Source organism: Pseudomonas sp. GW821-FHT01D09, from assembly GCF_059422465.1.
The window spans coordinates 18,414-41,637 of the sequence record NZ_JBWKWY010000010.1 but is presented as its reverse complement, the minus strand read 5'-3'; the positions used below and the strand labels follow the sequence as shown (position 1 = coordinate 41,637).

The following is a 23,224-nucleotide window of genomic DNA, read 5'->3' as shown; positions in this document are numbered from 1 at the left end:
GCCTCGACTCAGCTCACAGAAAACTTCGAGACTATTTGCCTGAGATCAACCGCCAGCTTCGATAGTTCATTACTGGCGATAGACGTCTGGCCCGCGGCCGACGAGCTCTGGATGGACAGGTCACGGATGCTGATCAGGTTCTGATCGACAGAGCGTGCAACATGGGCCTGTTCTTCCGATGCGGTGGCGATCAGCAGGTTTCTTTCATTGATATCCTCGATCGCCTGGGTGATTTGGGTAATCGCCGCCCCCGCTTCATGGGCGATCCTCAACGAATCCACTGCTTCAGTGCGGTTCATCCCCATCGAGAGCACGGCCTCGCTGGAACAGCTCTGGATTTTCGCGATCATCTGCTCGATTTCCTGGGTCGAGGTCTGCGTTCTGTGGGCCAGCGCCCTGACTTCGTCGGCCACCACCGCAAAGCCTCGCCCCTGCTCGCCGGCCCGGGCTGCTTCGATGGCCGCATTCAGCGCCAGCAGGTTGGTTTGTTCGGCAATGGAGCGGATAACTTCCACGACCCGGGCAATGTCCTGCGCCTGTTTGGCCAGGCCCTCGACTTCGACCCCGGTGTGCTGGACCGTGGCGCTCAACTTCTCAATCGAGGCAATGGTCTGGGTCACACGCTCCTGGCCGACTTGCGCCGAACGCTGGGAGTCCTGGGTCGACTGGGAGGCGGAGACGGCATTGCGGGCCACTTCCTCGACTGCGGCGGTCATCTGATTGACGGCTGTGGCGGCCTGGTCCGTTTCCATACTTTGCCGTTCAATACCGGCAGTGGACTCCTTGGTGATCGAACTCATCTCTTCGGCGGCCGAGGCCAGTTGGCCGGACGCTTCAGATATATGTTGCAGAGTACTTTTCAAACTCATCTGCATCGCCGCGGTGGACTGTTGCAAGTCTGTCAGTTCGTCCTTGCCGCTGATCTGGATAGCGACACGCAAGTCGCCCTGGGCAATCTTGGCCGTCGAGGCCAACAGTTCGCCAACCGGCACGATGATACTTTTGGCGAACAGCCGCCCGACCACGATGGCCAACAGCACCGAAGCCACCATCAGTATTACGGTAAACAATCGGGCAGCATCATATTCGTGGGCGGCGACAGCCACCGCCACTTGGGCGCCCCGCTCATTGATGGCCACTAACTCCCCCATCAAAGACTGGAGTTTAAGTGCCAGGGGGCTGGTGTAGTCACGGAAAAACACATTCAGGTCCGCTATCGAACGTGAACTGTCCATGGCCAGCAACTCATCAACCTTTACGTTATATTCTTCTATCCCCCGCACAACCTCATCGTATTTGTTTTTCTCTTCAGGGCTGGAGATGTATTGAGCATAATCATCTGTCATTTTAACCAATGTTGTTTCGGCCTCTTTGACCGCACCAACCGAAGTGGAACTAAGCCGATTGTCATCCAGTGCAAACCTGCGTAACTCCAGGCGCAGTTTCAACAGACTACTTTCCATCTTCCCAGCCTGACGAATGCTGGGCAGCCAGTTGGTTTCTATCTCGACAGTGGACGAATAGACTTTATCGACCTTTACCAGCGTCATTCCTCCCTGTATCAAGAGCAACAGGCATACCACGCCAAAACACAGGGTGGTACGTGAGTTCAACCTTATCGATCTCATTGACATGGCAATTCCCCTAGGCTTCTCTGGCTCAAGGACCTCTACACAGCCCCAGCGACATCAGTGTGTGGACCGTACTGTGAAAAAAATGTAGGCCCATTGTTTTTTATAGCCTCGGCAAATAAAAAATCACTATACCTACTGCTTAGCTAACTAACCATGCAACGCAACAACCCGCCCGATGTTATCAAGGTGCATAGTTCAAGTTGGCGAGGGCATACACCGCATTACAGGAGCGGTCACAGTTATTCCCCACCGTCTCCAGGTGGCGCCTGAGGGACTCGCTGGTTTGTGGTGCAAGTTGCCCCATGCTCTCTATCAGCGCTGCCATATCTTCCAGCGCCGCAATGATGGACAGTTGGGTAAGGTTGAAGTCATAAAGGGCACGATAGACTAACTCTTCATTCTCCATGACTCAGCCTCCCGATTAAAATCTGAGCTTAGCAGGTCCATTGCTGCCCGTAGGGATAAGCAAACTTTAAATAAAGCCTCGTTTGCCAGGCGTTGCCATTTGATTGATTTTCTTCAACTTAACACTCAAATGAGTAGCGTCTGATCACCGGCAACCCCGCCGCCCGCGCCTCTTGCGCCTTACCCCAGGCTCAAGCCATTGGCCGGCAATGGCAGCGCCGTCTTGTAGCGCACCTGCTTGAGGGCAAAGCTGGAGCGGATATTCGCCACCCCCGGGACCTTGGTCAGAAAATCCATCATAAAGCGCTCCAGGGACTGGATAGTCGGCACCAGCACCCGGATCAGGTAGTCCGGGTCGCCGGCCATCAGGTAACACTCCATCACCTCCGGCCGGTCGGAAATCGCCCCCTCGAACTGTTGCAACGCCAGTTCATTCTGTTTTTCCAGGCTGACGTGGATAAACACATTGACGTGCAACCCCAGCAAATCGGCGTCCAGCAGCGTGACCTGGTCACGGATCAGGCCCAGTTCTTCCATGGCCTTGACCCGATTGAAACACGGCGTGGGCGACAGGTTGACCGAGCGTGCGAGGTCGGCGTTGGTGATGCGGGCATTCTCCTGAAGGCTGTTGAGAATCCCGATATCGATACGGTCCAGTTTGCGCATGAGACAAAACCACCTGTTTATTATGTTTATGCAGATTTTTTATCCGCAAATGATCTCAGGCGCAACCAAACAGAGATAAATATTCTCCCCGGCCCGGCCTATGATTGTTGTAGGACAAGATTTCCCCTACCCGGGGACTGACTGTCAGCTAAGCGCGCCCACTACAAGAAATTCACAAGATCGAGCGTAGAAAGCCATGACCCAGCATTACGAACCGCTGCGCCTGCACGTTCCCGAACCCTCGGGCCGCCCAGGTTGCAAGACCGACTTTACCTACCTGCGCCTGACCGACGCCGGTACGGTGCGCAAACCCGCCGTTGACGTAGAACCCGCCGACACCGCCGACCTGGCCAAGGGCCTGATCCGCGTGCTCGACGACCAGGGCCAGGCCCTGGGCCCATGGGCTGAAGGTGTGCCGGTAGAGATTTTGCGCCGTGGCATGCGTGCCATGCTCAAGACGCGGATCTTCGACAACCGCATGGTGGTCGCCCAGCGTCAGAAAAAGATGTCGTTCTATATGCAAAGCCTTGGCGAAGAAGCCATCGGCAGCGCCCAGGCCCTGGCCTTGAACATCGACGACATGTGCTTCCCCACCTACCGCCAGCAAAGCATCCTGATGGCCCGCGAAGTGCCGCTGGTGGACCTGATCTGCCAACTGCTGTCCAACGAGCGCGATCCGCTCAAGGGCCGCCAGTTGCCGATCATGTATTCGGTCAAGGACTATGGCTTCTTCACCATTTCCGGCAACCTCGCCACCCAATTCGTACAGGGCGTGGGCTGGGGCATGGCCTCGGCGATCAAGGGCGATACCAAGATCGCCTCGGCGTGGATCGGCGATGGCGCCACCGCCGAATCGGACTTCCACACGGCCTTGACCTTCGCCCACGTGTACCGCGCGCCGGTGATCCTCAACGTGGTCAACAACCAGTGGGCGATTTCCACCTTCCAGGCCATCGCCGGCGGTGAAGCCACCACCTTCGCCGGACGCGGCGTAGGGTGCGGCATCGCCTCCCTGCGGGTGGACGGCAACGACTTTATCGCGGTATACGCCGCCTCTGCCTGGGCCGCCGAACGCGCGCGCCGTAACCTGGGGCCGACCCTGATCGAATGGGTGACCTACCGCGCCGGCCCACACTCCACCTCCGATGACCCGTCCAAGTACCGGCCTGCCGATGACTGGAGCCACTTCCCCCTGGGCGACCCGATTGCCCGCCTCAAACAGCACCTGATCAAGATTGGCCAGTGGTCCGAAGAGGAACACGCCACGGTCACTGCCGAGCTTGAAGCCCAAGTACTCGGCGCGCAGAAAGAAGCCGAACAGTACGGCACCCTGGCCGGTGGCCAGATCCCGAGCGCCGCGAGCATGTTCGAGGACGTCTATAAAGAGATGCCGGAGCACTTGAAGCGCCAGCGTCAAGCGTTGGGGATCTGACATGAACGATCACAACAATAAAATCGAGCTGGAAACCGCCATGACCACGACCACCATGACCATGATCCAGGCCCTGCGCTCGGCCATGGATGTGATGCTTGAACGCAACGACAATGTGGTGGTGTTCGGCCAGGACGTTGGTTACTTCGGCGGCGTGTTCCGTTGCACCGAAGGCTTGCAGAGCAAGTACGGCACCTCGCGGGTGTTTGACGCGCCGATCTCCGAAAGCGGCATCGTCGGCGTGGCCGTGGGCATGGGCGCCTATGGCCTGCGCCCGGTGGCCGAGATCCAGTTCGCCGACTACGTGTACCCGGCCACTGACCAGATCATCTCGGAAGCGGCGCGCCTGCGTTACCGCTCGGCCGGCCAGTTCACCGCGCCGTTGACCATGCGCATGCCCTGCGGCGGCGGCATCTACGGCGGGCAGACCCACAGCCAGAGTATCGAAGCGGTGTTCACCCAGGTCTGCGGCCTGCGCACGGTGATGCCGTCCAACCCCTATGACGCCAAGGGCCTGCTGATCGCCTCCATCGAAAACGATGACCCGGTGATCTTCCTTGAGCCCAAGCGCCTGTACAACGGCCCGTTCGACGGTCACCACGACCGCCCGGTAACGCCGTGGTCCAAGCACCCGCAAGCCCAGGTGCCGGACGGCTACTACACCGTACCGCTGGATGTAGCCGCCATCGTGCGCCCAGGCTCGGCGGTCACGGTGCTGACCTATGGCACCACTGTTTATGTGTCACAAGTGGCCGCCGAAGAAACCGGGATCGACGCCGAAGTCATCGACCTGCGCAGCCTGTGGCCGCTGGACCTGGAAACCATCGTCAAGTCGGTGAAAAAGACCGGCCGTTGCGTGGTGGTGCATGAAGCCACGCGTACCTGCGGTTTTGGTGCTGAGCTGGTGTCGTTGGTGCAGGAACACTGCTTCCACTACCTGGAAGCGCCTATCGAGCGTGTGACCGGTTGGGACACCCCCTACCCCCACGCGCAAGAGTGGGCGTATTTCCCTGGCCCGACCCGTGTGGGCGCGGCTTTGCAACGGGTCATGGAGGTCTGAATGGGCACGCACGTTATCAAGATGCCGGACATTGGCGAAGGCATCGCAGAAGTTGAGTTGTCGGTATGGCACGTCAAGGTCGGCGATATGGTCGTCGAAGACCAGGTGCTGGCGGATGTGATGACCGACAAGGCGATGGTGGATATTCCCTCGCCGGTCCATGGCAAGGTGATATCGCTGGGCGGCGAGCCAGGTGAGGTCATGGCCGTGGGCAGTATCCTGATCAGCATTGAAGTCGAAGGCGCGGGCAATACCAAAGAGTCGGCGCTGTCGGCAGTGGTTGAGCAAGCCGCGCCGTCGCCTAAGGCCGAAATCAAGGCGCCGGTGGTTGAAAGCAAACCGGCCACCAAGCCGCAGGTAGCGGCCCAGGCCCCGGTAGCTCGCGAGGCCAATGAGCGCCCGCTGGCCTCCCCGGCCGTGCGCAAGCATGCGCTGGATGCCGGGATCCAACTACGCCTGGTGCAGGGCTCGGGCCCGGCCGGGCGTATTCTGCATGAAGACCTCGAGGCGTATCTGCAACAGGGCAGCCCCCGCGCCTCGGCCGGCGCCAACCCGTATGCCGAGCGCAACGACGAAGAGCAGATCCCGGTGATCGGCATGCGCCGCAAGATCGCCCAGCGCATGCAGGAGGCCACGCGCCGTGCTGCGCATTTCAGCTACGTCGAAGAGATCGACGTGACGGCCCTGGACGACTTGCGCGTCCACCTCAATGAAAAACACGGCGCCAGCCGCGGCAAGCTGACGTTGTTGCCATTCCTGGTGCGCGCCATGGTTGTGGCCTTGCGCGATTTCCCGCAGATCAATGCGCGTTATGACGACGAAGCCCAGGTCATCACCCGTCTCGGCGCGGTGCATGTGGGCGTCGCCACCCAGAGCGATGTGGGGCTGATGGTGCCGGTGGTGCGCCACGCCGAGGCGCGCAGCCTGTGGGGCACCGCCGAAGAAATCACCCGCCTGGCCAACGCCGCGCGCACGGGCAAGGCCAGCCGTGACGAACTGTCGGGCTCGACCATCACCCTGACCAGCCTCGGCGCGTTGGGCGGGATTGTCAGCACCCCGGTGCTGAACCTGCCGGAAGTGGCGATTGTGGGTGTCAACCGCATCGTCGAGCGGCCAATGGTGATCAAGGGGCAGATCGTGATCCGCAAGATGATGAACCTCTCCAGCTCCTTCGATCACCGGGTGGTCGATGGCATGGACGCGGCGCAATTCATCCAGGCCATCCGTGGCCTGCTCGAACAACCCGCCAGCCTGTTCCTGGAGTAAGGGCATGACTCAGACATTACAGACCACCCTGCTGATTATCGGCGGCGGCCCTGGCGGTTATGTGGCGGCGATTCGCGCCGGCCAACTGGGCATCCCGACGATCCTGGTAGAAGGCCAGGCGTTGGGCGGCACCTGCCTGAACATCGGCTGCATTCCGTCCAAGGCGCTGATCCATGTGGCCGAGCAGTTCCAGCAAACCGTACACCTGAGCCAGGGTTCGGCCCTGGGCATCGACGTGGATGTGCCGACCCTGGATATCCGCAAGAGCGTCGAGTGGAAAGACGGCATCGTCGATCGCCTGACCACCGGGGTTGCCGCGCTGCTGAAAAAGCACAAAGTGCAAGTGATCCACGGCTGGGCCAAGATCGTCGACGGCAAGACCGTGGAGGTGGGCGACCAACGCATCCAGTGCGAGCACCTGCTGCTGGCCACCGGATCAAAAAGCGTCAACCTGCCGATGCTGCCGATTGGCGGGCCGATCATCTCGTCCACCGAAGCCCTGGCGCCGACCCGTGTGCCAAAACGCTTGATCGTGGTCGGTGGCGGTTACATCGGCCTGGAACTGGGGATTGCCTATCGCAAGCTCGGGGCCGAGGTCAGCGTGGTCGAAGCCCAGGACCGCATCCTGCCCGCCTACGACGCCGAGCTGACGCAGCCGGTGGCCGAATCCCTCAAGCAATTGGGGGTCAAGCTGTACCTCAAGCACAGCGTCACCGGTTTTGAAGGTGGCAGCCTGCAAGTGCGCGAGCCCAATGGCGAGACCCTGGCCCTGGACACTGACCAGGTGCTGGTGGCCGTCGGCCGCAAACCCAACACCCAGGGCTGGAACCTGGAAGCCCTGGACCTGACGATGAACGGCGCGGCGATCCAGATCGACAACCGCTGCCAGACCAGCATGCGCAATGTCTGGGCGATCGGCGACCTGAGCGGCGAGCCGATGCTGGCGCACCGGGCCATGGCCCAGGGCGAGATGGTGGCGGAGCTGATCAGCGGCAAATCCCGGGAATTCAACCCGGCGGCGATCCCGGCGGTGTGCTTTACCGACCCGGAACTGGTGGTGGTCGGCAAGACCCCGGACGAAGCCAAGGCCGCGGGCCTGGACTGCATCGTTTCAAGCTTCCCGTTTGCCGCCAATGGTCGGGCCATGACCCTGGAGTCCAAGACCGGCTTCGTACGGGTGGTGGCACGCCGCGACAATCACCTGATTGTCGGCTGGCAGGCGGTGGGGGTTGGCGTGTCCGAGCTGTCCACCGCCTTTGGCCTGAGCCTGGAAATGGGCGCGCGGCTGGAGGATGTGGCGGGCACCATTCATGCCCACCCGACCCTCGGTGAAGCGGTGCAGGAAGCGGCGCTGCGGGCGTTGGGGCATGCCCTGCACCTCTGAGTCAATGCTCCCACACAGGCCAAGAATGAAGTATTGTTGCGCCCATCCAGAAATAAACCGAAAGCCTGCCTTCGACCAGGCGGTTGTGAAGAGATAGAGGGTGTCATGGGTAACGAAAGCATCAATTGGGACAAATTGGGTTTTGACTACATCAAGACCGACAAGCGTTTCCTCCAGACCTGGAAAGACGGCGCCTGGCAAGAAGGCACCCTGACCGAAGACAACGTGCTGCACATCAGCGAGGGCTCCACCGCCCTGCACTATGGCCAGCAGTGCTTTGAGGGCCTGAAGGCCTATCGCTGCAAGGACGGTTCGATCAACCTGTTCCGCCCGGACCAGAACGCCGCCCGCATGCAGCGCAGTTGCGGCCGCTTGCTGATGCCACAAGTGCCGACCGAAGCGTTTATCGAAGCCTGTAAGGCCGTGGTCCGCGCCAACGAGCGTTTCATCCCGCCGTACGGCACCGGCGGCGCGCTGTACCTGCGCCCGTTCGTGATCGGCACCGGTGACAACATCGGCGTGCGTACCGCGCCCGAGTTCATCTTCTCGATCTTCTGCATCCCGGTCGGCGCCTACTTCAAGGGCGGCCTGACCCCGCACAACTTCCTGATCTCTGGTTACGACCGCGCCGCGCCGAACGGCACCGGCGCGGCCAAGGTCGGTGGCAACTACGCCGCCAGCCTGATGCCCGGCTCCCTGGCGAAAAAAGCCAACTTCGCCGACTGCATCTACCTGGACCCGGCCACCCACTCGAAAATCGAAGAAGTCGGTTCGGCCAACTTCTTCGGGATCACCCACGACAACAAGTTCGTCACCCCGAACTCGCCGTCGGTGCTGCCAGGCATCACCCGCCTGTCGCTGATCGAACTGGCCAAGACCCGCCTGGGCCTGGAAGTGGTCGAAGGCGACGTGCTGATCGACAAACTGGCAGACTTCAAGGAAGCCGGCGCCTGCGGGACGGCGGCAGTGATCACGCCGATCGGCGGGATTGAGTACAAAGACAAGCTGCATGTGTTCTACAGCGAAAAAGACGTCGGCCCGGTGACCCAGAAGCTCTACAAAGAGCTGACCGGTGTGCAGTCCGGCGACGTTGAAGCGCCGGCGGGCTGGATCGTCAAGGTCTAAGCCGACCCTGATTGTAGGCGCTGGCTTGTGTGGGAGCTGGCTTGCCTGCGATAGCGATATGTCAGTCACCAATGCGTTGACTGACCGTCCGCTATCGCAGGCAAGCCAGCTCCCACATTTGTTTTGCGGTGGCCTCAGGATTTTGGCAGGTTCTGTGCAATCCTCTTGCCCATGCTGATCCTCGGCTCCACCCCATATCCCAGCGCCTCATAGAACCCCACGACCGCCTCATTGCCCGAACTGATCTGCAGGTTGATCTTCACACAGCCCAGGCCAATCAACACCTGTTCCCCATGGCGCACCAACGACACACTCAGATGGGGTGGCGAGACGACAATACCTTCTCCATCACCAGGGTGCGCTCGTTGCCGTGGTACACGTCGCGCACGGTGTGGAACCCCAGCTTGGTATAAAACGGCTCGGCGGTGAGGGACGACGGTACGCTCAATACCGTGACCCCAGCCTCACGGGCCCGCTGTTCGATATCGACCATCAGTTGGCGGCCGATACCCTGCCCTTGCAGCGCCGGGTTGACGAACACCGAACGCACGACATTGGCGTCCAAGGCCGCCGTGGCGACGATCAGTTGCTCGCGGATTGCCACCAACACCGTGCGCCGGGTGAGCAAGTGCAGCACCGCCTGCGGCGTGAAGTTGCTCGCCACCCGGGCAATCACGTCCGCCGGGTAGTCGCCGGCGTTGCTGCTGTGCAGGGCCGCCAGGATGACTTGGCTGATGCCTTCGGCATCGGTGGGTTGGGCGAGGCGGACGGCGGTAAACATGACTCCTCCTGACGGACGACGTTACGACAGCCACCACAATACCCATGTGTGGGCTTGTGTGGGAGCCGGGCTTGCCCGCGATGCAGGCACCTCGGTGTGTCCGCCACACCGCGGTGATGCCATCGCAGGCAAGCCAGCTCCCACACAAGCCGGCTCCTACAGGTTTTAGCCCCCCCTGACAGCCGATTCAGCTGTCATACCCCTCTTTTCAGCTTTCCCGGCTGGGCCGCCCCCCTGTTTCAGCCGGGATTCTGCGGCCAGAGCGCACAAAATAGCCGCAATGCCCAACCCCATGGACCCGTGCCCCCATGCAAACCACCAATACCGTCCTGATGATCCGCCCGGCGCACTTTGCCTTTAACCCGGACACCGCGATCAACAACCGCTTCCAGCGCGCCCCCGTGGACCCGGTGGCCGCACAGCATAAAGCGCTGCAAGAGTTCGACGGTTACGTCGACACCCTGCGCCAGCATGGCGTGGAAGTGTTGGTGGTGCAGGACACGCCCGCGCCCCATACCCCGGATTCGATCTTCCCCAACAACTGGTGGAGCAGCCATGCCGACGGCAGCCTGGTGCTGTACCCGATGGAAGGCCAGAACCGCCGCCTGGAGCGCAACAAAGGTGTGCTGCAAGTGCTGGAGCAACGCTTCGCAATCAAAGACACCATCGACTTCAGCCACCTGGAACAACAGAACATGTTCCTCGAAGGCACCGGCAGCATGGTCCTCGACCGCCAGCACCGCATCAGCTACGCCTGCCACTCCGGGCGCACCCACCACGATGCCCTGCGCCAGTTCGCCGAACGCCTGGACTATCAGGTCTGCGCCTTCCACGCCGTCGACCGCCATCACGCACCGATCTACCACAGCAACGTGATGATGAGCGTCGGCCGCGACCTGTCGGTGGTGTGCCTCGACGCGCTGCCCCACGCCCACGAGCGCCAGGGCCTGGAACGCTCCCTGCGCGACACCGGCAAAGACATCCTGGCCCTGGACTTCGACCAGTTGGAAGCCTTCGCCGGCAACATGCTCGAACTTCACGACCGCGATGGCCAGCCGTTGCTGGTGATGTCCGCCAGCGCCTGGCACTCGCTCAAGCCGGCGCAGCGCCAGCATGTGGAACGCCACACCCACCCAGTGGTGGTGAATATCGACAACATCGAACGCATCGGCGGCGGCAGTGCCCGCTGCATGTTGGCCGAAGTGCATCTTCCGGCCCGCGCCTCATTCCAATAAGGAGTTATTCCATGACCCGTTATATCGACGTCAACGACCTCAGCTACCTGGTCTCGCAAAAAGGCCTGCAAACCTGCATCACCGAGATGGCCGAGTACATCCGCGCCGACTACCTGCGCTGGAATGACTTCGAGAAATGCGCGCGCCTGGCCAACCACTCGCCCGAGGGCGTGATCGAGCTGATGCCGGTCTCGGATGCCTCGTTGTATGCCTTCAAATACGTCAACGGCCACCCGAAAAATACCCAGAGCGGCATGCTCACGGTCATGGCGTTCGGCGCCCTGGGGGATGTGGACACCGGCAAGCCGGTGCTGCTCAGCGAAATGACCCTGACCACCGCGATCCGCACCGCCGCCACCTCGGCCCTGGTCGCACGCTACCTGGCGCGGGACAACAGCCACAGCATGGCGCTGATCGGCAACGGTTCGCAAAGTGAGTTCCAGGCCCTGGCGTTCCATGCCTTGCTGGGCATCAATGAGATCCGCCTGTTCGATATCGATTCCAAGGCCATGCACAAGCTGGCGAACAACCTCAAGGCCTTCCCGGCGATCAAAGTGGCCCTGGCCGCAAGCGTTGCCGAGGCGGTGAAAGGCGCCGATATCGTCACCACCGTGACCGCCGACAAGGCCTACGCCACCATTCTTACCGACGACATGATCGAGCCCGGCATGCACCTCAATGCCGTGGGCGGCGACTGCCCCGGCAAGACCGAGCTGGACCGGCGCATTGTCGAGCGCGCACGGGTGATCGTCGAGTACGAACCACAAAGCCGTATCGAAGGCGAAATCCAGCATATGCCCGAGGATTCGCCGGTCACCGAGCTGTGGCAAGTGATCAACGGCCAGAAGCCGGGCCGGGAAAACGCACGCCAGGTCACCCTGTTCGACTCGGTGGGTTTTGCCCTCGAAGACTACTCGGCCCTGCGTTATGTGCTGGATGTGGCCAAGGCCCTGGACGTGGGTAGCGAACTGGAACTGGTGCCAGACCTGGCCGACCCCAAGGACCTGTTCGCGCGCTTGGCGCAGCAGCCGGTCGCACAGCATAAAAAGCGCGCCTGAAACCGCTCTGGCCTGCCGCTTTGCGCAAGCGGCGGGCCGTAAACGTTGGTTTGAAAAGCCGATATACAGGGTGTTGCAGCCGATTCCGCTGCCACCTGCGTTTTAACAGCGTATTCCGCGTGCCAAGGCCTAGGTAAACGACACAAAAAACGCACCACCATGAAGCATTCTGAGCGCGACCAAAGAGTCAGCACATGAATGTATGCCGCACCCTTTCTACTGCCCTGACATCAATTACAAAATATAGGGAAAACACCATGACTCCGCTCCGATCACTCGTCGCCGCGCTGCTCCTGCCTTTGTGCGCCACCGCCGTCCAGGCCCAGGAATGGAAAGAAATCCGTTTCGGCGTGTTCCCCGAGTACCCACCCTTTGAATCCGTGGCCGCCGACGGCAGCCTGCAAGGTTTCGACATTGAGCTGGGCAACGCCATCTGCGCCAAGCTTGAAGTCAAGTGCACCTGGGTCCACAACGAATTCGACGGCATGATCCCGGCGCTGCGTGCGCGCAAGTTCGACGCCATCATGTCCTCCATGGCCGTGACCCCGGCCCGGCAAAAACAGATCGATTTCAGCGATCGCCTGTTCCTCAGCCCCACCTCGGTAATCACCCGCAAGGGCGCCGGTTTCGGCGACACCCCGGAATCCCTCAAGGGCAAACAGGTCGGCGTGCTCCAGGGCTCGCTGCAAGAAGCCTACGCCCGCGCCCACCTGGCCAAGCTCGGTGCCCAGGTCAAGGCGTACCAGTCCCAGGACCAGAACTACGCCGACCTGCAAAACGGCCGCCTCGACGCAACGCTGACCGACAAGCTCGAAGCCCAGCTCAACTTCCTGTCCAAGCCTGAAGGCGCCGACTACCAGTCCGGCCCGGCCTTCAAGGACCCGACCTTGCCGCTGGACATTGCCATGGGCCTGCGCAAGAACGACCAGGAACTGCTGGCGCTGATCAACAAGGGCATCGCGGCCATCCAGGCCGATGGCACTTACGCGCTGATCCAGAAGAAATACTTCGGTGACGAAGATATCTATCACGAGTAATCCCCCGCCCTATCCCCTGTAGGAGCCGGCTTGCCAGCGCTGGCGGTGCGATAAACACCGCCATTTGCGGCAGGTTCCTACCGGTTCTATCGAGACTTTCCCGTGAATGAACTCCTCAACCTGCAAGGCTTCGGCCCGCTGTTGGCCCAGGGTGCCTGGATGACCATCAAGCTGGCGTTCCTCGCGCTGGTTCTGAGCCTGAGCCTGGGCCTGATCGCCGCCGGTGCCAAGCTGTCCAGCCATAAACTGTTGCGCATCCCCGCCACTCTCTACACCACCTTGATCCGCAGCGTGCCGGACCTGGTGCTGATCCTGCTGATCTTCTACAGCCTGCAACTGTGGCTCAACGACCTGACCGAGATGCTCGGCTGGAATTACTTTGAAATTGATCCCTTCACCGCCGGGGTCGTCACCCTGGGTTTTATCTACGGTGCGTATTTCACCGAAAACTTTCGCGGCGCGATGCTCAGTGTGCCGGTGGGCCAACTGGAAGCGGCAACTGCCTACGGCTTGAGCCGCTGGCAGCGCTTTCGGCTGGTGATGTTCCCGCAGTTGATGCGCTTTGCCTTGCCGGGGCTGGGCAATAACTGGCTGGTGCTGCTCAAGTCCACCGCGCTGGTGTCGATCATTGGCCTGGCCGACTTGGTCAAGGCCGCGCAGAACGCCGGCAAGACCACCAATGATCCGCTGTACTTCCTGATCCTGGCGGGCCTGGTGTACCTGGTGATCACCACCCTCTCCAACCGCATCTTCAAACGCCTGGAACGGCGCTACAACGTCGGCATCAAAGGGGTGGCGCGATGATTGAACTGATCCAGCAATATGGCCTGGCGTATCTGTGGACCGATGGTTCGGGCTTTTCCGGGGTGGCCATGACCTTGTGGCTGTTTATCGTGTCGGTGATCCTCGGGTTTTTCCTGTCGATCCCGTTGGCAATTGCCCGCGTCAGCGAGCACTTCTGGCTACGCTGGCCGGTGGAGGTGTACACCTACCTGTTTCGCGGTACGCCGCTGTATATCCAGTTGCTGATTTGCTACACCGGCCTCTACAGCCTGGAAGTGGTGCAGGACAATGCCCTGCTCAATCAGTTTTTCCGCAATGCGTTGAACTGCACCCTGCTGGCCTTTGTGCTCAACACCTGTGCCTACACCGTGGAAATCTTCGCCGGGGCCATTCGCAACATTCCCCACGGCGAGATTGAAGCAGCACGGGCCTATGGCTTGCACGGCTGGCGGATGAACCTGTTCGTGGTGATCCCCGCCGCGCTGCGCCGCGCGTTGCCGGCCTACAGCAACGAAATGATCCTGATGCTGCACGCCACATCCCTGGCATTTACCGCCACCATCGCCGACATCCTCAAGGTGGCCCGCGACGCCAACGCCGAAACGTTCCTCACGTTCCAGGCCTTCGGCATTGCCGCACTGCTGTACATGCTGCTGTCCTTTGCATTGGTGGGCCTGTTCCGACTGGCCGAACGACGCTGGATGCGCTTTCTTGTCCCGACCCGAGGCTAACCCATGAATCAGTCCGCACAGGCCCTGGCCGCCCATCCCACCCACATTGCCGCGCCCCGCCCGAGCGTGGTGGCGGCCGGCGCCAACGTCAAACTCAAGGTCGAAGACCTGCATAAAAGCTACGGCGACCATGAAGTGCTCAAGGGTGTTTCGCTCAACGCCAGCAAGGGCGATGTAATCAGCCTGATCGGCGCCAGCGGCTCCGGCAAGAGCACCATGCTGCGCTGCATCAACTTCCTCGAACAACCCGACGCCGGGGTGATCACCCTGGACGGCATCAGCATTGAAATGCGCCAGGGTCGCGCAGGCGTGCAAGCGCCACACCAGGCGCAACTGCAGAACCTGCGCACGCGCCTGGCCATGGTGTTTCAACACTTCAACCTGTGGAGCCACATGACCGTGCTGGAGAACATCTGCATGGCGCCGCGCCGGGTGCTGGGTGTGAGTGGCGCCGAGGCAGAAAAACGCGCGCGCATGTACCTGGATAAAGTCGGCCTGCCGGGCCGGGTCGCCGATCAATACCCGGCGTTTCTCTCCGGTGGCCAGCAACAGCGCGTGGCCATCGCCCGGGCCCTGGCCATGGAGCCGGAGATTATCCTGTTCGATGAACCGACCTCGGCGCTGGATCCAGAGCTTGTAGGGGAAGTCCTAAAAGTCATACAGACGTTGGCCGAGGAAGGTCGTACCATGCTCATGGTCACCCACGAAATGGGCTTTGCCCGGCAAGTGTCCAGCCAGGTGCTGTTCCTGCACCAGGGCCGCGTCGAAGAACAAGGCAGCGCCGAGATCCTCGACCACCCCACCAGCGAACGCTTGCAGCAATTTCTCTCCAACCGCTTGAAGTGAACACAGAACCGACCATGGATACCAAGGCCAACGGACCCCATTCCTCCCCTGCGCTGGATCGCATTGATGAAGCCATCATCGATGTGCTGCGCCATCAGGGGCGCATCACCTACGAGAAGCTGTCTTCGCTGGTGCACCTGACGCCCAGGCCCTGCCTGGAGCGGGTGCGCAAGCTGGAGCGGCGCGGGGTGATCCGCGGTTATGGCGCAATCATCGATGTGCAGATGGTCTCGCCGGGGTTGTCCTTGCTGGTGCTGGTGGCCTTGTCTAACCAGAGCGGGCGCTCGGCACAAAAAGCTTTTGAAGCCTGCGTCAAAGCCTGCCCGCAGGTATTCGAGTGCCAACTGATCAGCGGCCCCTTCGACTACAGCCTGCGCATGCGCTGCCGGGACATGGAGCACTACCGCGTCCTGACGGAAACCTGGTTGAACAATGATGAGCTGCACATCGATAAACTGGTGGCCCACCCGGAGTTGGCCGTGGTGAAAAATACGGCGACTGAGTTGGCCTGACCCCCATTCCCTGTCGCGATGAAGATCCAATGTGGAAGCTGGCTTGTGTGGGAGCTGGCTTGCCTGCGATAGCATCACCTCAGTACAACTGATAGACCGAGGCGTCTGCATCGCAGGCAAGCCAGCTCCCACACAAGCCAGCCCCCATATATTTCCCCACATGTTTTAACCATGCCCGCTTGAAATCCGCTTGCCTGGGCGCTCACCAATCAGCTTCGCCTGCCCATCCCGCTGCTTCCCCGTCCGCGCCTCACTGATCAACCCCGGTATCAACTTACCCTCCGGCAGATTCTTCCAGAATCGACTCGGCAAGTGCCCTTCCATGACCTTGGGATTCAACCGCGCCGGGTTGAAGATATGGCTGTAATAGGTCAGCCACATGGCACTGTGTGGGTCCTCGACATTCTGTGCCAACTGCTGCCATTGCTCCGGGCACTGGCGTTGGTGGATCAGCTGCTCACCGTCGTAATACACCCCGTCCAGGGGCGTGGCGATCATCCAGCGATGACGGCCCATGCGCCCGACAAAGTGCTGGCTGGCGCTGTGCAAAATATCGTGGGCCGGCTCGTGCCAGGCCACGTACTCCGGCAGCTCCGGGCCCGCCGCCGGCAGGGCGATAAAACGCACAAACGCATGCAGGTGATGGGCCTCGCGCCGCACCTGCTTGATCCGCCGCTGCAACTCGCTGCCCAGTTGATCCCCCGCCATCATCGCCGTGCGGTCGCCATGGCTGACGCGCCACAGCACTTCATACAACAGGCTCCAGCGCTGCTCGCCGTGGTAGCAGGCTGCACTTTCCAACAGCTCCAGCAGGGCCTTGGGAATGCGCGCCTGGAACGGGCCGTTGTGCGCCGGGTAGTGCTCGTCGGTGGCGAACAGGTCCGCCACTTCCGCTTCGCCCCAACTGACATGGCTGGGGTCGACCTGATGGCTGAGCAGCCAGCGCGCCTGCTCGCGCCAGGTGCTGAACAGGTTGTCGCATTCCAGGCTGATCATCCCCACAACCCCATCTGTTGCGGTAGCGGGCGGTCGCGCAGTTGCTCGCGCAGCAACACACTGGTGCTTTCCGCTTGCTGGGGGTGGTAGTCGCTGGTGATGAAAAACGGCTTGGCCTTGCTCAGCACGCAGCGCATGCGCGCCAGGTCTTCAAAACGGATCTTGCGTTGCAGGCGCAGCGCCACCAGGCGTTCGGTGGTGCGCAGGCCAATCCCCGGGATACGTGCGATCAACGTCGCCTCGGCACGGTTCAGGTCCAGCGGGAACACCTCGCGATGCTCCAGGGCCCAGGCCAGCTTGGGGTCGATATCCAGCGCCAGATCCCCCGGCCCGGCGAACAGTTCATTGGCACGGAAACCATAACTGCGCAGCAGGAAATCCGCCTGGTACAACCGGTGCTCGCGCATCAATGGCGGCGCCGCCAGGGGTACGCTTTTCGGGCTATTGGGAATCGGACTGAAGGCCGAGTAATACACCCGGCGCAACTTGAAGTTGCCATACAGCGCCTCGGCCCCGTGCAGGATAGTGCTGTCGTCCGTGTCATCGGCGCCGACAATCATCTGCGTACTTTGCCCGGCCGGGGCGAAACGCGGTGCCCGGGGCTCGTTGAGCACGGTTTGCTCGCCGGTAAAAATCGTCTGCATCGCCTGCTTGATCGAACCGATCTGCTTCTCGGGCGCGAGGAGCTGCAGGCTTTTATCGGTGGGCAATTCAATGTTCACGCTCAAGCGATCGGCATACCGCCCGGCCTCGGCAATCAACGCAGGATCGGCTTCGGGAATGGTCTTGAGGTGGATATAACCGCGAAAGTCATGCACCTCGCGCAACAACTTGGCGACCCGCACCAGTTGCTCCATGGTGTAGTCCGCCGAGCGGATGATCCCCGAACTGAGAAACAGCCCGCTGACGCAATTGCGCCGGTAGAAGTCCAGGGTCAGGCTCACCACCTCCTCCGGGTTGAACCGGGCACGGGGCACATCGCTGGAACGGCGGTTGACGCAGTATTGGCAGTCGTAGAGGCAGAAATTGGTCAGCAGCACCTTGAGCAGCGACACACAGCGCCCATCGGGGGTATAGCTGTGGCAGATGCCCATGCCATCGCTCGACCCCAGCCCGGCCTTGCCCTCGGAGCTGCGCCTGGGCGCCCCGCTGCTGGCGCAGGACGCGTCGTACTTGGCCGCATCCGCGAGGATGCTGAGTTTTTCGATCAACTGCATGGGGGGAGCCACCATATACTGTATTTTTGTACAGTATCAGAAGGATCGCCCCGCATTCAAGAGGTGGCCGGTGAACGGTCGAGTATTCCCCCGAGGCTGAAAACCTACGGGGAACAGCCGAACGTCGACATTACGGCGTAAGACCACTTAACAGGGTTTCCGATTCACCGACGACCCCCAACGCCTGCAAAACATCATTGATCGCGCCAACATGCCCAAGGTCCTCAGGGCTTGCTGACCCGCAAAGCACGTTAAGGAGTGAAATCAGGAGCGTAATCCGTGCCGCGTCGATCCGGTCTGACTTGGTGACTTTGGGTGAAATACGTAATGCGCTGGTATGCACTTGCTCTTTCAAGTAACCAATAAGCTCTGCCTTGTTCATAAGGAGACTCCTGTGCCTGATTCCCATGGACAAGCATCAGCCTATAAAAAATACCCCGTGGGCTCTACTGTCATAACTGACAGGTCTATACGAGTTAGAGAGGCGCACAGATCCCGATCCGGCAAAGGTCCTGCATCGCCGGCCACTACGCGCAGCTGGGCTTGCGGCCTTCAATCATCACGGGTCAACACTTCCAGCAACTCGATCTCGAAACACAGATTGCTGTTGGGCTGGATATGCGCCCCCATCGCCCGCTCGCCATACGCCAGATGCGCCGGCACAAACAGCTTGCGCACCCCACCGACCTTCATCCCCATCAGGCCCTGGTCCCAGCCTTTAATAACCCGACCGCTACCGATCACACACTGAAACGGCTTGCCTCGCGCCCAGGACGAATCAAACACCGTACCGTCTTCCAGGGTGCCGGTGTATTGAGTGGTGATCAGCGCCCCCTTGACCACGGTCTTGCCGTCGCCTGGGCGGATGTCGGTGATTTGCAGTTCTTCGTTGTTCATGGAGGATCTCGTAGGGTTCACACTGGCTGGCTTTTTCCCAGAACCAAGCGCCTTTGGCAAGCGCCCTCTAAAGGATCCAGGCTACGCCTCAGCCAGAAGCGCCTGACTTAACCCCGTCCATTTTTTCCCCTCTTATAAAAAACCAACCACCCCGGTTGCACAACAATAAGAGGTCACACCCCAATGAGCCAACCAACAAGCCCTGTCCGCGTCGCTGTCGTGCAGTTCGACCCCCAGGTCGGCCTGGGTAACCGCGAAAGCAACCTTCATCGCAGCCTGGCCTTGGCCGCGGAGGCGGTCAATGGTGGAGCTAACCTGATCGTGCTGCCCGAGTTATCGAACTGCGGCTACTTCTTCAACAGCCGCCAGGATGCATTCGAGCATGCCGAGGTTGTTCCTGGCGGGGCCAGTGTGCAGGCCTGGATGGCGTTTGCGGCCACGCACCAGGTGTATCTGGTGGCGGGCCTGAATGAGATCGATGGCCGGCAGTTGTTCAACACTGCACTGTTGCTGGGCCCGGATGGGTTGATCGGCAAGTACCGCAAGGCCCATTTGTGGAACCTGGAAAAACTCTGGTTCACTCCCGGCAACCTGGGCTTTCCAGTGTTTGAAACGCCTATTGGACGGATTGGCCTGTTGATCTGCTGGGACATCTGGTTCCCGGAAGTGCCACGGATCCTCAGCCAGCAAGGCGCCGATATTATTTGCAGCCTCAACAACTGGGTGTGGACACCGCCGCCACTGTTCGACGAGGCCGGTAAATGCATGGCGTCGTACCTGACCATGACCGCCGCCCACGTCAATAATGTGTTTATCGCCGCCGCCAGCCGGATCGGTGAGGAGCGCGATGCACGCTACCTGGGCTGTTCGTTGATTGCCGGGACCAATGGCTGGCCTATCGGCAATGTAGCGTCGGCCAACCGCCAGGAAATCCTGTTCGCCGATATCGACCTGACCAGCGCCCGCAGTGCGCCGATCTGGAACAGCCTCAACGACCTGCAACGTGACCGGCGCAATGATCTCTACGATCAGATGCTCGGGTATTGCCAACACCCCGCCCTGCCACGCTGAAGGGAGGGTGGGCCATGGAAAATCTATTCACGAAACCCGGGACCAAGCGATCTCAGGCCGATAAGGCAATCATCGCCTTGGGGCTCGTCAGCGCCCTGCTGATCCTCTGGACGACCCTCACCCATCAAGGCTCCTGGCCCAGCTACGGCGAGATGGTGGCGGGTTTTCCCGAGCCAATCGCCTGGCTACGCTGGGTACTGGGGGATATCAGCGAGGTAGCCTTCTACAAGCATGAACTGGCCTCCCTCGGGTTGCTGGCGGGGGCCTACCTGGCCTGGTGGGCCAGCCGCACCGGCAAGCGCTGGCAAGGCTTTGCGATTTGCTACGGCAGTGGGCTGTGGCCGTGGCTGGTGAGCAGCTCCCTGCTGGGCCTGCTGTTGAGCAACCTGTTGTGGGGGTGGACGGTCACTGCTGACACCTGGCAACCCACCTTCGCCGCGTTTGTTTCCCTGCCGGCGGCGATGGTGCTGATGTTTGGGGGTGGCTGGAAGGTCACCCTCAACGGTGCGCTGCTGGGCGCCCTACTGGTCACGCCCCTGTGCTTGCTGATCGTCAATTTTGTGTGCGTCCCCCTGGGTTTGCCCGTGGTGATTGGCAACGTACTGGGCATGGCGCTAGGCAGTGTGGTTGCCTTTGTAGTCTGTCGGCGCGTCCCGGCGCTGGTGCGCTCCGGCTATATCGCCCCGACCAGGCCGGTGCCGGTCAAGCCACAGTCTTATGGCGTGGCCTGGAGCCTGCGCCGGGTCCTGGCGGACTTTACCGAAGCGCCGTTTTTTGGCAATGAATGGGCCAGCCTTGGCCTGCTGGCGGGTGTCCTGCTGGCCTATGCCTTGAACCCCATGAGCGCCGCCTATGGCTCGGGGCTGGTGCTGCAACTGATAGGCGCCCAGGCACTGACATCGGCATTGGGCGTCGTACTCTGGCGCAGCCAGTGGATCAAGCGCGGTTGGTATCCCACCTATGTGCCGCTGGTGTCGGTCGTACCGGCAGCGGTGCTGACCCATGGCGGGAGTTGGATGGTGATCGGCTCCAGTGCGTTGCTTGGCGCACTGCTGGCGCCGCCTCTGGCCTGTGCCATTGCAGGGCGACTGCCCCCCCACTTTCATCCGTATATCGGCAACGTGATCTCGATGGCGTTGAGCACCTTGTTGATTGTGCCTCTGGTGGGAAGACTGGTCGCGTAAACAAGCGGGTAAGGCTCATGTGCCTTACCCGCTTCCGGCCTCACAACCACCGCCAAAACCGCCCCCAGAACCCCCGCTCCAGATCCGCCTTGCACCCTGCATACTGGCGCGCATACAGATCGGAGCGGGCCTTGACCTTGCCGGCAACCGGCAACAGCCACGCCTTGCTGGCGTAGGTGCGGTTACGGTAGCCGCCCCAGCCTTCGTGGTAGTTGAGGTACTGGCCATAGGCGTCGTATTTGTACACGCCGTTGATGCTGGCGGTCTTGTCCATGTACCAGCCGACAAAGTCGATGGCATCGTCGAAGTCCTGGCGGCTGGCCCAGTTGCGGCCGGTGCTTTTCTGGTAGTCGCCCCACACTTCATCCTTGGCCTGGGCGTAGCCGGCGGCGGTGCTGACGCGGCCCCAGGGGATGATCCAGAGCAGGTATTTGCGCGGGGTCTTGGCGTTTTGCCGGAAGCCCGACTCCTGATACATGATGGCGAACGGCACCTGGATCGGCACGCCCCAGCGCTTCTGGGTGACTTTGGCTGCGTCGTACCAGTCGTCTTTTTCGCGGAAGATGCCGCAGATGTCGTCAGGGGTGCGTGGCGGTGAGGTGCCGCACGCCGCCAGCAGGCTGGTGAGCAACAACAGGGTTGTGGTTTTTAGCGGGGTCAAAAGCATACCTTGGCGTGAGCGCGTAAAAAGCCGACAGTTTACGCGCTCACGCCAGGTGTTGGGGTCAAGACATCAACGGGCCTTGATCAAGCCACGGGTACTTTGCGGGTCGAAATGGCCAGGCGGCCGATGCCAAAGCTCAAGGCGGCCCCCAATACCAACATCAACAAGGTGCTCCACGCTGCGCGGGACAGTTGCTTGGCTGCGACTTCACCCGCTTCGCGAGCCTTTTGTTCGGCCTGGGCCTTGAGCTCTTCGACTTTCTGCACGGCCTGCTGATAAGCCTGGGCATAGTTCTCGACGATCTGGCTGGCCTCGGCCTGGCTCTTGCCGGTGCGGGCGGCGACGATGTTGACCAGCGCCTCTTTGTCGGCGGCATTCAACGCCGGTTCACCGGAAGCCTTGACGCGCTCGAACCATTGCTTGAGCTCGGTCGCGGCCTGGGCCGGGTTGGTGGCGGCCTCAGTGGCCGCTTGCTCGCCATCTGCGGCCGCCTGGTTAGCTTTTTGCTCGACGTTAGCCGGATCCAGTTCAGCCTTGCCGCTTTGCTTGAGCAAGGTGTCGAGTTCGCCCTGCAGGCTCTCCCAATCCAGGCGGATGCCCTTTTCGTCCATCTGCTGCTTGACGCTGTCGCTGATGCCGGGGGCCACGGCGGCAATGCCGCTACCGGCCGCCGACAGGCCTTTGCCCACCACATTGCCTGCGGCGCCGACCACGCTGGTGGCCAATGCCGCCAGCAGCCAGGTGGTGAGCAAGGTGGTGATGGTCCAGCTCAGGACGCCATGCAGGCCGCCGCGATCCGGGGCGGTGCGGCCGGCGACGAAAGCACCCACGCCAATCGCCAACAGTGTGGAGACAAACAGCCAGATGCCAGCACCGGTGCCAAAACCGCTCAACGGGTTGCCAGCCGCCATGGGGTCGACCGCACTGGCGCCGATGGCGGTGCCCAGTACGCTGAGCACCAGGTAGGTCACCAGGGCAATTGCACTACCGGCCAGTACCGAGCCCCAGGACACACGAAAGGGCGAGCGGCTGGTTTCATATAAAGGGGTCATGATCTTTCCTTGGACAAATGAGTAGGCCGTCAGTGTGTCCAGGCCGACGCCTACGGTCTCGGCACAATTGCACTAGGCGGGCTGGTGCATTCGCACCCCGCCAAGCCGAATCGGTCTGCACTATGCTCAAGGCCAGTTGTCGTACTCCACACCAGCCAGACATGCCCTCCTACAGGAAGCAGGAGGTG

Annotated in this window: 23 protein-coding genes and 1 pseudogene; 14 read left to right on the top strand and 10 right to left on the bottom strand. The window is 61.2% G+C overall.

The window, feature by feature from the left end:
- Positions 1 to 8: 8 nt before the first annotated feature.
- The 3 genes from AC07W7_RS12130 to bkdR form a co-directional block, all read right to left on the bottom strand.
- Positions 9 to 1,634 (bottom strand): methyl-accepting chemotaxis protein, encoded by a 1,626-nt coding sequence (locus AC07W7_RS12130; RefSeq protein WP_495039378.1) that lies wholly within the window; start codon positions 1,632 to 1,634, stop codon positions 9 to 11.
- 181 nt (positions 1,635 to 1,815) lie between these two features.
- Positions 1,816 to 2,040 carry a hypothetical protein gene (locus AC07W7_RS12125; protein WP_099168163.1) on the bottom strand — a complete coding sequence of 75 codons (225 nt, stop codon included), beginning with the start codon at positions 2,038 to 2,040 and terminating at the stop codon, positions 1,816 to 1,818.
- 179 nt (positions 2,041 to 2,219) lie between these two features.
- Positions 2,220 to 2,705, bottom strand: coding sequence for a Bkd operon transcriptional regulator BkdR (gene bkdR, locus AC07W7_RS12120; RefSeq protein ID WP_076962605.1), 486 nt, complete (start codon positions 2,703 to 2,705; stop codon positions 2,220 to 2,222).
- A gap of 196 nt (positions 2,706 to 2,901) precedes the next feature.
- Here bkdR and AC07W7_RS12115 point away from each other — a divergent pair, with 196 nt between their 5' ends.
- The 5 genes from AC07W7_RS12115 to AC07W7_RS12095 all read left to right on the top strand — a co-directional run bounded on the left by AC07W7_RS12115 (position 2,902) and on the right by AC07W7_RS12095 (position 8,972).
- On the top strand, positions 2,902 to 4,137 hold the full coding sequence (locus tag AC07W7_RS12115; RefSeq protein WP_099168162.1) for a 3-methyl-2-oxobutanoate dehydrogenase (2-methylpropanoyl-transferring) subunit alpha: 1,236 nt from the start codon (positions 2,902 to 2,904) through the stop codon (positions 4,135 to 4,137).
- A gap of 1 nt (position 4,138) precedes the next feature.
- Positions 4,139 to 5,197, top strand: coding sequence for an alpha-ketoacid dehydrogenase subunit beta (locus AC07W7_RS12110; protein ID WP_495039377.1), 1,059 nt, complete (start codon positions 4,139 to 4,141; stop codon positions 5,195 to 5,197).
- A complete protein-coding gene (locus AC07W7_RS12105) occupies positions 5,198 to 6,463 on the top strand; it encodes a dihydrolipoamide acetyltransferase family protein (RefSeq protein ID WP_236310059.1) in 1,266 nt (421 codons plus the stop codon).
- 4 nt (positions 6,464 to 6,467) lie between these two features.
- The gene (gene lpdA, locus AC07W7_RS12100; protein ID WP_495039376.1) at positions 6,468 to 7,847 is read left to right on the top strand and encodes a dihydrolipoyl dehydrogenase; all 1,380 of its coding nucleotides are present in this window, start codon (positions 6,468 to 6,470) and stop codon (positions 7,845 to 7,847) included.
- A 105-nt stretch (positions 7,848 to 7,952) separates the two neighbouring features.
- Positions 7,953 to 8,972, top strand: a complete 1,020-nt coding sequence (locus tag AC07W7_RS12095) for a branched-chain amino acid aminotransferase (RefSeq protein ID WP_076962601.1) — start codon at positions 7,953 to 7,955, stop codon at positions 8,970 to 8,972.
- A 134-nt stretch (positions 8,973 to 9,106) separates the two neighbouring features.
- Here AC07W7_RS12095 and AC07W7_RS12090 read toward each other — a convergent pair.
- Positions 9,107 to 9,753, bottom strand: a pseudogene (locus AC07W7_RS12090) (GNAT family N-acetyltransferase).
- 308 nt (positions 9,754 to 10,061) lie between these two features.
- On the opposite strand from AC07W7_RS12090, the gene ctlX reads away from it, so the two are divergent.
- From ctlX to AC07W7_RS12055, 7 genes are all read left to right on the top strand, one after another.
- The gene (gene ctlX, locus AC07W7_RS12085) at positions 10,062 to 10,988 is read left to right on the top strand and encodes a citrulline utilization hydrolase CtlX (RefSeq protein ID WP_495039375.1); all 927 of its coding nucleotides are present in this window, start codon (positions 10,062 to 10,064) and stop codon (positions 10,986 to 10,988) included.
- Positions 10,989 to 10,999: 11 nt separating this feature from the next.
- The gene (ocd, locus tag AC07W7_RS12080; protein ID WP_495039374.1) at positions 11,000 to 12,046 is read left to right on the top strand and encodes an ornithine cyclodeaminase; all 1,047 of its coding nucleotides are present in this window, start codon (positions 11,000 to 11,002) and stop codon (positions 12,044 to 12,046) included.
- Positions 12,047 to 12,303: 257 nt separating this feature from the next.
- On the top strand, positions 12,304 to 13,083 hold the full coding sequence (locus AC07W7_RS12075; protein WP_057439422.1) for an ABC transporter substrate-binding protein: 780 nt from the start codon (positions 12,304 to 12,306) through the stop codon (positions 13,081 to 13,083).
- Between the two features lie 102 nt (positions 13,084 to 13,185).
- Complete coding sequence (locus tag AC07W7_RS12070; protein ID WP_076962597.1) at positions 13,186 to 13,887, top strand: ABC transporter permease; 702 nt, start codon at positions 13,186 to 13,188, stop codon at positions 13,885 to 13,887.
- Positions 13,884 to 14,597 (top strand): ABC transporter permease, encoded by a 714-nt coding sequence (locus AC07W7_RS12065; RefSeq protein WP_057439424.1) that lies wholly within the window; start codon positions 13,884 to 13,886, stop codon positions 14,595 to 14,597. Before AC07W7_RS12070 ends, AC07W7_RS12065 begins: the two co-directional genes overlap by 4 nt.
- 3 nt (positions 14,598 to 14,600) lie before the next feature.
- Positions 14,601 to 15,443: an ABC transporter ATP-binding protein gene (locus AC07W7_RS12060; RefSeq protein WP_232243979.1), complete on the top strand. Its 843-nt coding sequence runs from the start codon at positions 14,601 to 14,603 to the stop codon at positions 15,441 to 15,443.
- Between the two features lie 14 nt (positions 15,444 to 15,457).
- Positions 15,458 to 15,955 (top strand): Lrp/AsnC family transcriptional regulator, encoded by a 498-nt coding sequence (locus AC07W7_RS12055; protein ID WP_029296543.1) that lies wholly within the window; start codon positions 15,458 to 15,460, stop codon positions 15,953 to 15,955.
- A gap of 165 nt (positions 15,956 to 16,120) precedes the next feature.
- On the opposite strand, the gene AC07W7_RS12050 is transcribed toward AC07W7_RS12055, so the two are convergent.
- The 4 genes from AC07W7_RS12050 to AC07W7_RS12035 form a co-directional block, all read right to left on the bottom strand.
- Positions 16,121 to 16,951 carry a TIGR03915 family putative DNA repair protein gene (locus AC07W7_RS12050; protein ID WP_495039373.1) on the bottom strand — a complete coding sequence of 277 codons (831 nt, stop codon included), beginning with the start codon at positions 16,949 to 16,951 and terminating at the stop codon, positions 16,121 to 16,123.
- Positions 16,948 to 18,168, bottom strand: coding sequence for a putative DNA modification/repair radical SAM protein (locus AC07W7_RS12045; RefSeq protein ID WP_099168156.1), 1,221 nt, complete (start codon positions 18,166 to 18,168; stop codon positions 16,948 to 16,950). Before AC07W7_RS12045 ends, AC07W7_RS12050 begins: the two co-directional genes overlap by 4 nt.
- A gap of 130 nt (positions 18,169 to 18,298) precedes the next feature.
- Complete coding sequence (locus AC07W7_RS12040; RefSeq protein ID WP_495039372.1) at positions 18,299 to 18,550, bottom strand: hypothetical protein; 252 nt, start codon at positions 18,548 to 18,550, stop codon at positions 18,299 to 18,301.
- Positions 18,551 to 18,720: 170 nt separating this feature from the next.
- The gene (locus AC07W7_RS12035) at positions 18,721 to 19,065 is read right to left on the bottom strand and encodes an FKBP-type peptidyl-prolyl cis-trans isomerase (protein WP_076962593.1); all 345 of its coding nucleotides are present in this window, start codon (positions 19,063 to 19,065) and stop codon (positions 18,721 to 18,723) included.
- 183 nt (positions 19,066 to 19,248) lie between these two features.
- Here AC07W7_RS12035 and AC07W7_RS12030 point away from each other — a divergent pair, with 183 nt between their 5' ends.
- Together AC07W7_RS12030 and AC07W7_RS12025 are read left to right on the top strand one after the other, a co-directional pair.
- Positions 19,249 to 20,136 carry a nitrilase family protein gene (locus AC07W7_RS12030; RefSeq protein ID WP_495039371.1) on the top strand — a complete coding sequence of 296 codons (888 nt, stop codon included), beginning with the start codon at positions 19,249 to 19,251 and terminating at the stop codon, positions 20,134 to 20,136.
- Positions 20,137 to 20,150: 14 nt separating this feature from the next.
- The gene (locus tag AC07W7_RS12025; protein WP_495039370.1) at positions 20,151 to 21,320 is read left to right on the top strand and encodes a hypothetical protein; all 1,170 of its coding nucleotides are present in this window, start codon (positions 20,151 to 20,153) and stop codon (positions 21,318 to 21,320) included.
- A gap of 40 nt (positions 21,321 to 21,360) precedes the next feature.
- Here AC07W7_RS12025 and AC07W7_RS12020 read toward each other — a convergent pair whose 3' ends face one another.
- Positions 21,361 to 21,987, bottom strand: coding sequence for a transglycosylase SLT domain-containing protein (locus AC07W7_RS12020; RefSeq protein ID WP_076962590.1), 627 nt, complete (start codon positions 21,985 to 21,987; stop codon positions 21,361 to 21,363).
- 80 nt (positions 21,988 to 22,067) lie between these two features.
- Positions 22,068 to 23,036: a hypothetical protein gene (locus AC07W7_RS12015; protein WP_495039369.1), complete on the bottom strand. Its 969-nt coding sequence runs from the start codon at positions 23,034 to 23,036 to the stop codon at positions 22,068 to 22,070.
- Between the last annotated feature and the right edge of the window lie 188 nt (positions 23,037 to 23,224).

Excerpts from the sequence above, each read along its gene's own strand:
- AC07W7_RS12130 (WP_495039378.1), bottom strand. The coding sequence starts at position 1,634 with ATGTCAATGAGATCGATAAGGTTGAACTCACGTACCACCCTGTGTTTT.
- AC07W7_RS12125 (WP_099168163.1), bottom strand. The coding sequence starts at position 2,040 with ATGGAGAATGAAGAGTTAGTCTATCGTGCCCTTTATGACTTCAACCTT.
- bkdR (WP_076962605.1), bottom strand. The coding sequence starts at position 2,705 with ATGCGCAAACTGGACCGTATCGATATCGGGATTCTCAACAGCCTTCAG.
- AC07W7_RS12115 (WP_099168162.1), top strand. The coding sequence starts at position 2,902 with ATGACCCAGCATTACGAACCGCTGCGCCTGCACGTTCCCGAACCCTCG.
- AC07W7_RS12110 (WP_495039377.1), top strand. The coding sequence starts at position 4,139 with ATGAACGATCACAACAATAAAATCGAGCTGGAAACCGCCATGACCACG.
- AC07W7_RS12105 (WP_236310059.1), top strand. The coding sequence starts at position 5,198 with ATGGGCACGCACGTTATCAAGATGCCGGACATTGGCGAAGGCATCGCA.
- lpdA (WP_495039376.1), top strand. The coding sequence starts at position 6,468 with ATGACTCAGACATTACAGACCACCCTGCTGATTATCGGCGGCGGCCCT.
- AC07W7_RS12095 (WP_076962601.1), top strand. The coding sequence starts at position 7,953 with ATGGGTAACGAAAGCATCAATTGGGACAAATTGGGTTTTGACTACATC.
- ctlX (WP_495039375.1), top strand. The coding sequence starts at position 10,062 with ATGCAAACCACCAATACCGTCCTGATGATCCGCCCGGCGCACTTTGCC.
- ocd (WP_495039374.1), top strand. The coding sequence starts at position 11,000 with ATGACCCGTTATATCGACGTCAACGACCTCAGCTACCTGGTCTCGCAA.
- AC07W7_RS12075 (WP_057439422.1), top strand. The coding sequence starts at position 12,304 with ATGACTCCGCTCCGATCACTCGTCGCCGCGCTGCTCCTGCCTTTGTGC.
- AC07W7_RS12065 (WP_057439424.1), top strand. The coding sequence starts at position 13,884 with ATGATTGAACTGATCCAGCAATATGGCCTGGCGTATCTGTGGACCGAT.
- AC07W7_RS12060 (WP_232243979.1), top strand. The coding sequence starts at position 14,601 with ATGAATCAGTCCGCACAGGCCCTGGCCGCCCATCCCACCCACATTGCC.
- AC07W7_RS12055 (WP_029296543.1), top strand. The coding sequence starts at position 15,458 with ATGGATACCAAGGCCAACGGACCCCATTCCTCCCCTGCGCTGGATCGC.
- AC07W7_RS12050 (WP_495039373.1), bottom strand. The coding sequence starts at position 16,951 with ATGATCAGCCTGGAATGCGACAACCTGTTCAGCACCTGGCGCGAGCAG.
- AC07W7_RS12045 (WP_099168156.1), bottom strand. The coding sequence starts at position 18,168 with ATGCAGTTGATCGAAAAACTCAGCATCCTCGCGGATGCGGCCAAGTAC.
- AC07W7_RS12040 (WP_495039372.1), bottom strand. The coding sequence starts at position 18,550 with ATGAACAAGGCAGAGCTTATTGGTTACTTGAAAGAGCAAGTGCATACC.
- AC07W7_RS12035 (WP_076962593.1), bottom strand. The coding sequence starts at position 19,065 with ATGAACAACGAAGAACTGCAAATCACCGACATCCGCCCAGGCGACGGC.
- AC07W7_RS12030 (WP_495039371.1), top strand. The coding sequence starts at position 19,249 with ATGAGCCAACCAACAAGCCCTGTCCGCGTCGCTGTCGTGCAGTTCGAC.
- AC07W7_RS12025 (WP_495039370.1), top strand. The coding sequence starts at position 20,151 with ATGGAAAATCTATTCACGAAACCCGGGACCAAGCGATCTCAGGCCGAT.
- AC07W7_RS12020 (WP_076962590.1), bottom strand. The coding sequence starts at position 21,987 with ATGCTTTTGACCCCGCTAAAAACCACAACCCTGTTGTTGCTCACCAGC.
- AC07W7_RS12015 (WP_495039369.1), bottom strand. The coding sequence starts at position 23,036 with ATGACCCCTTTATATGAAACCAGCCGCTCGCCCTTTCGTGTGTCCTGG.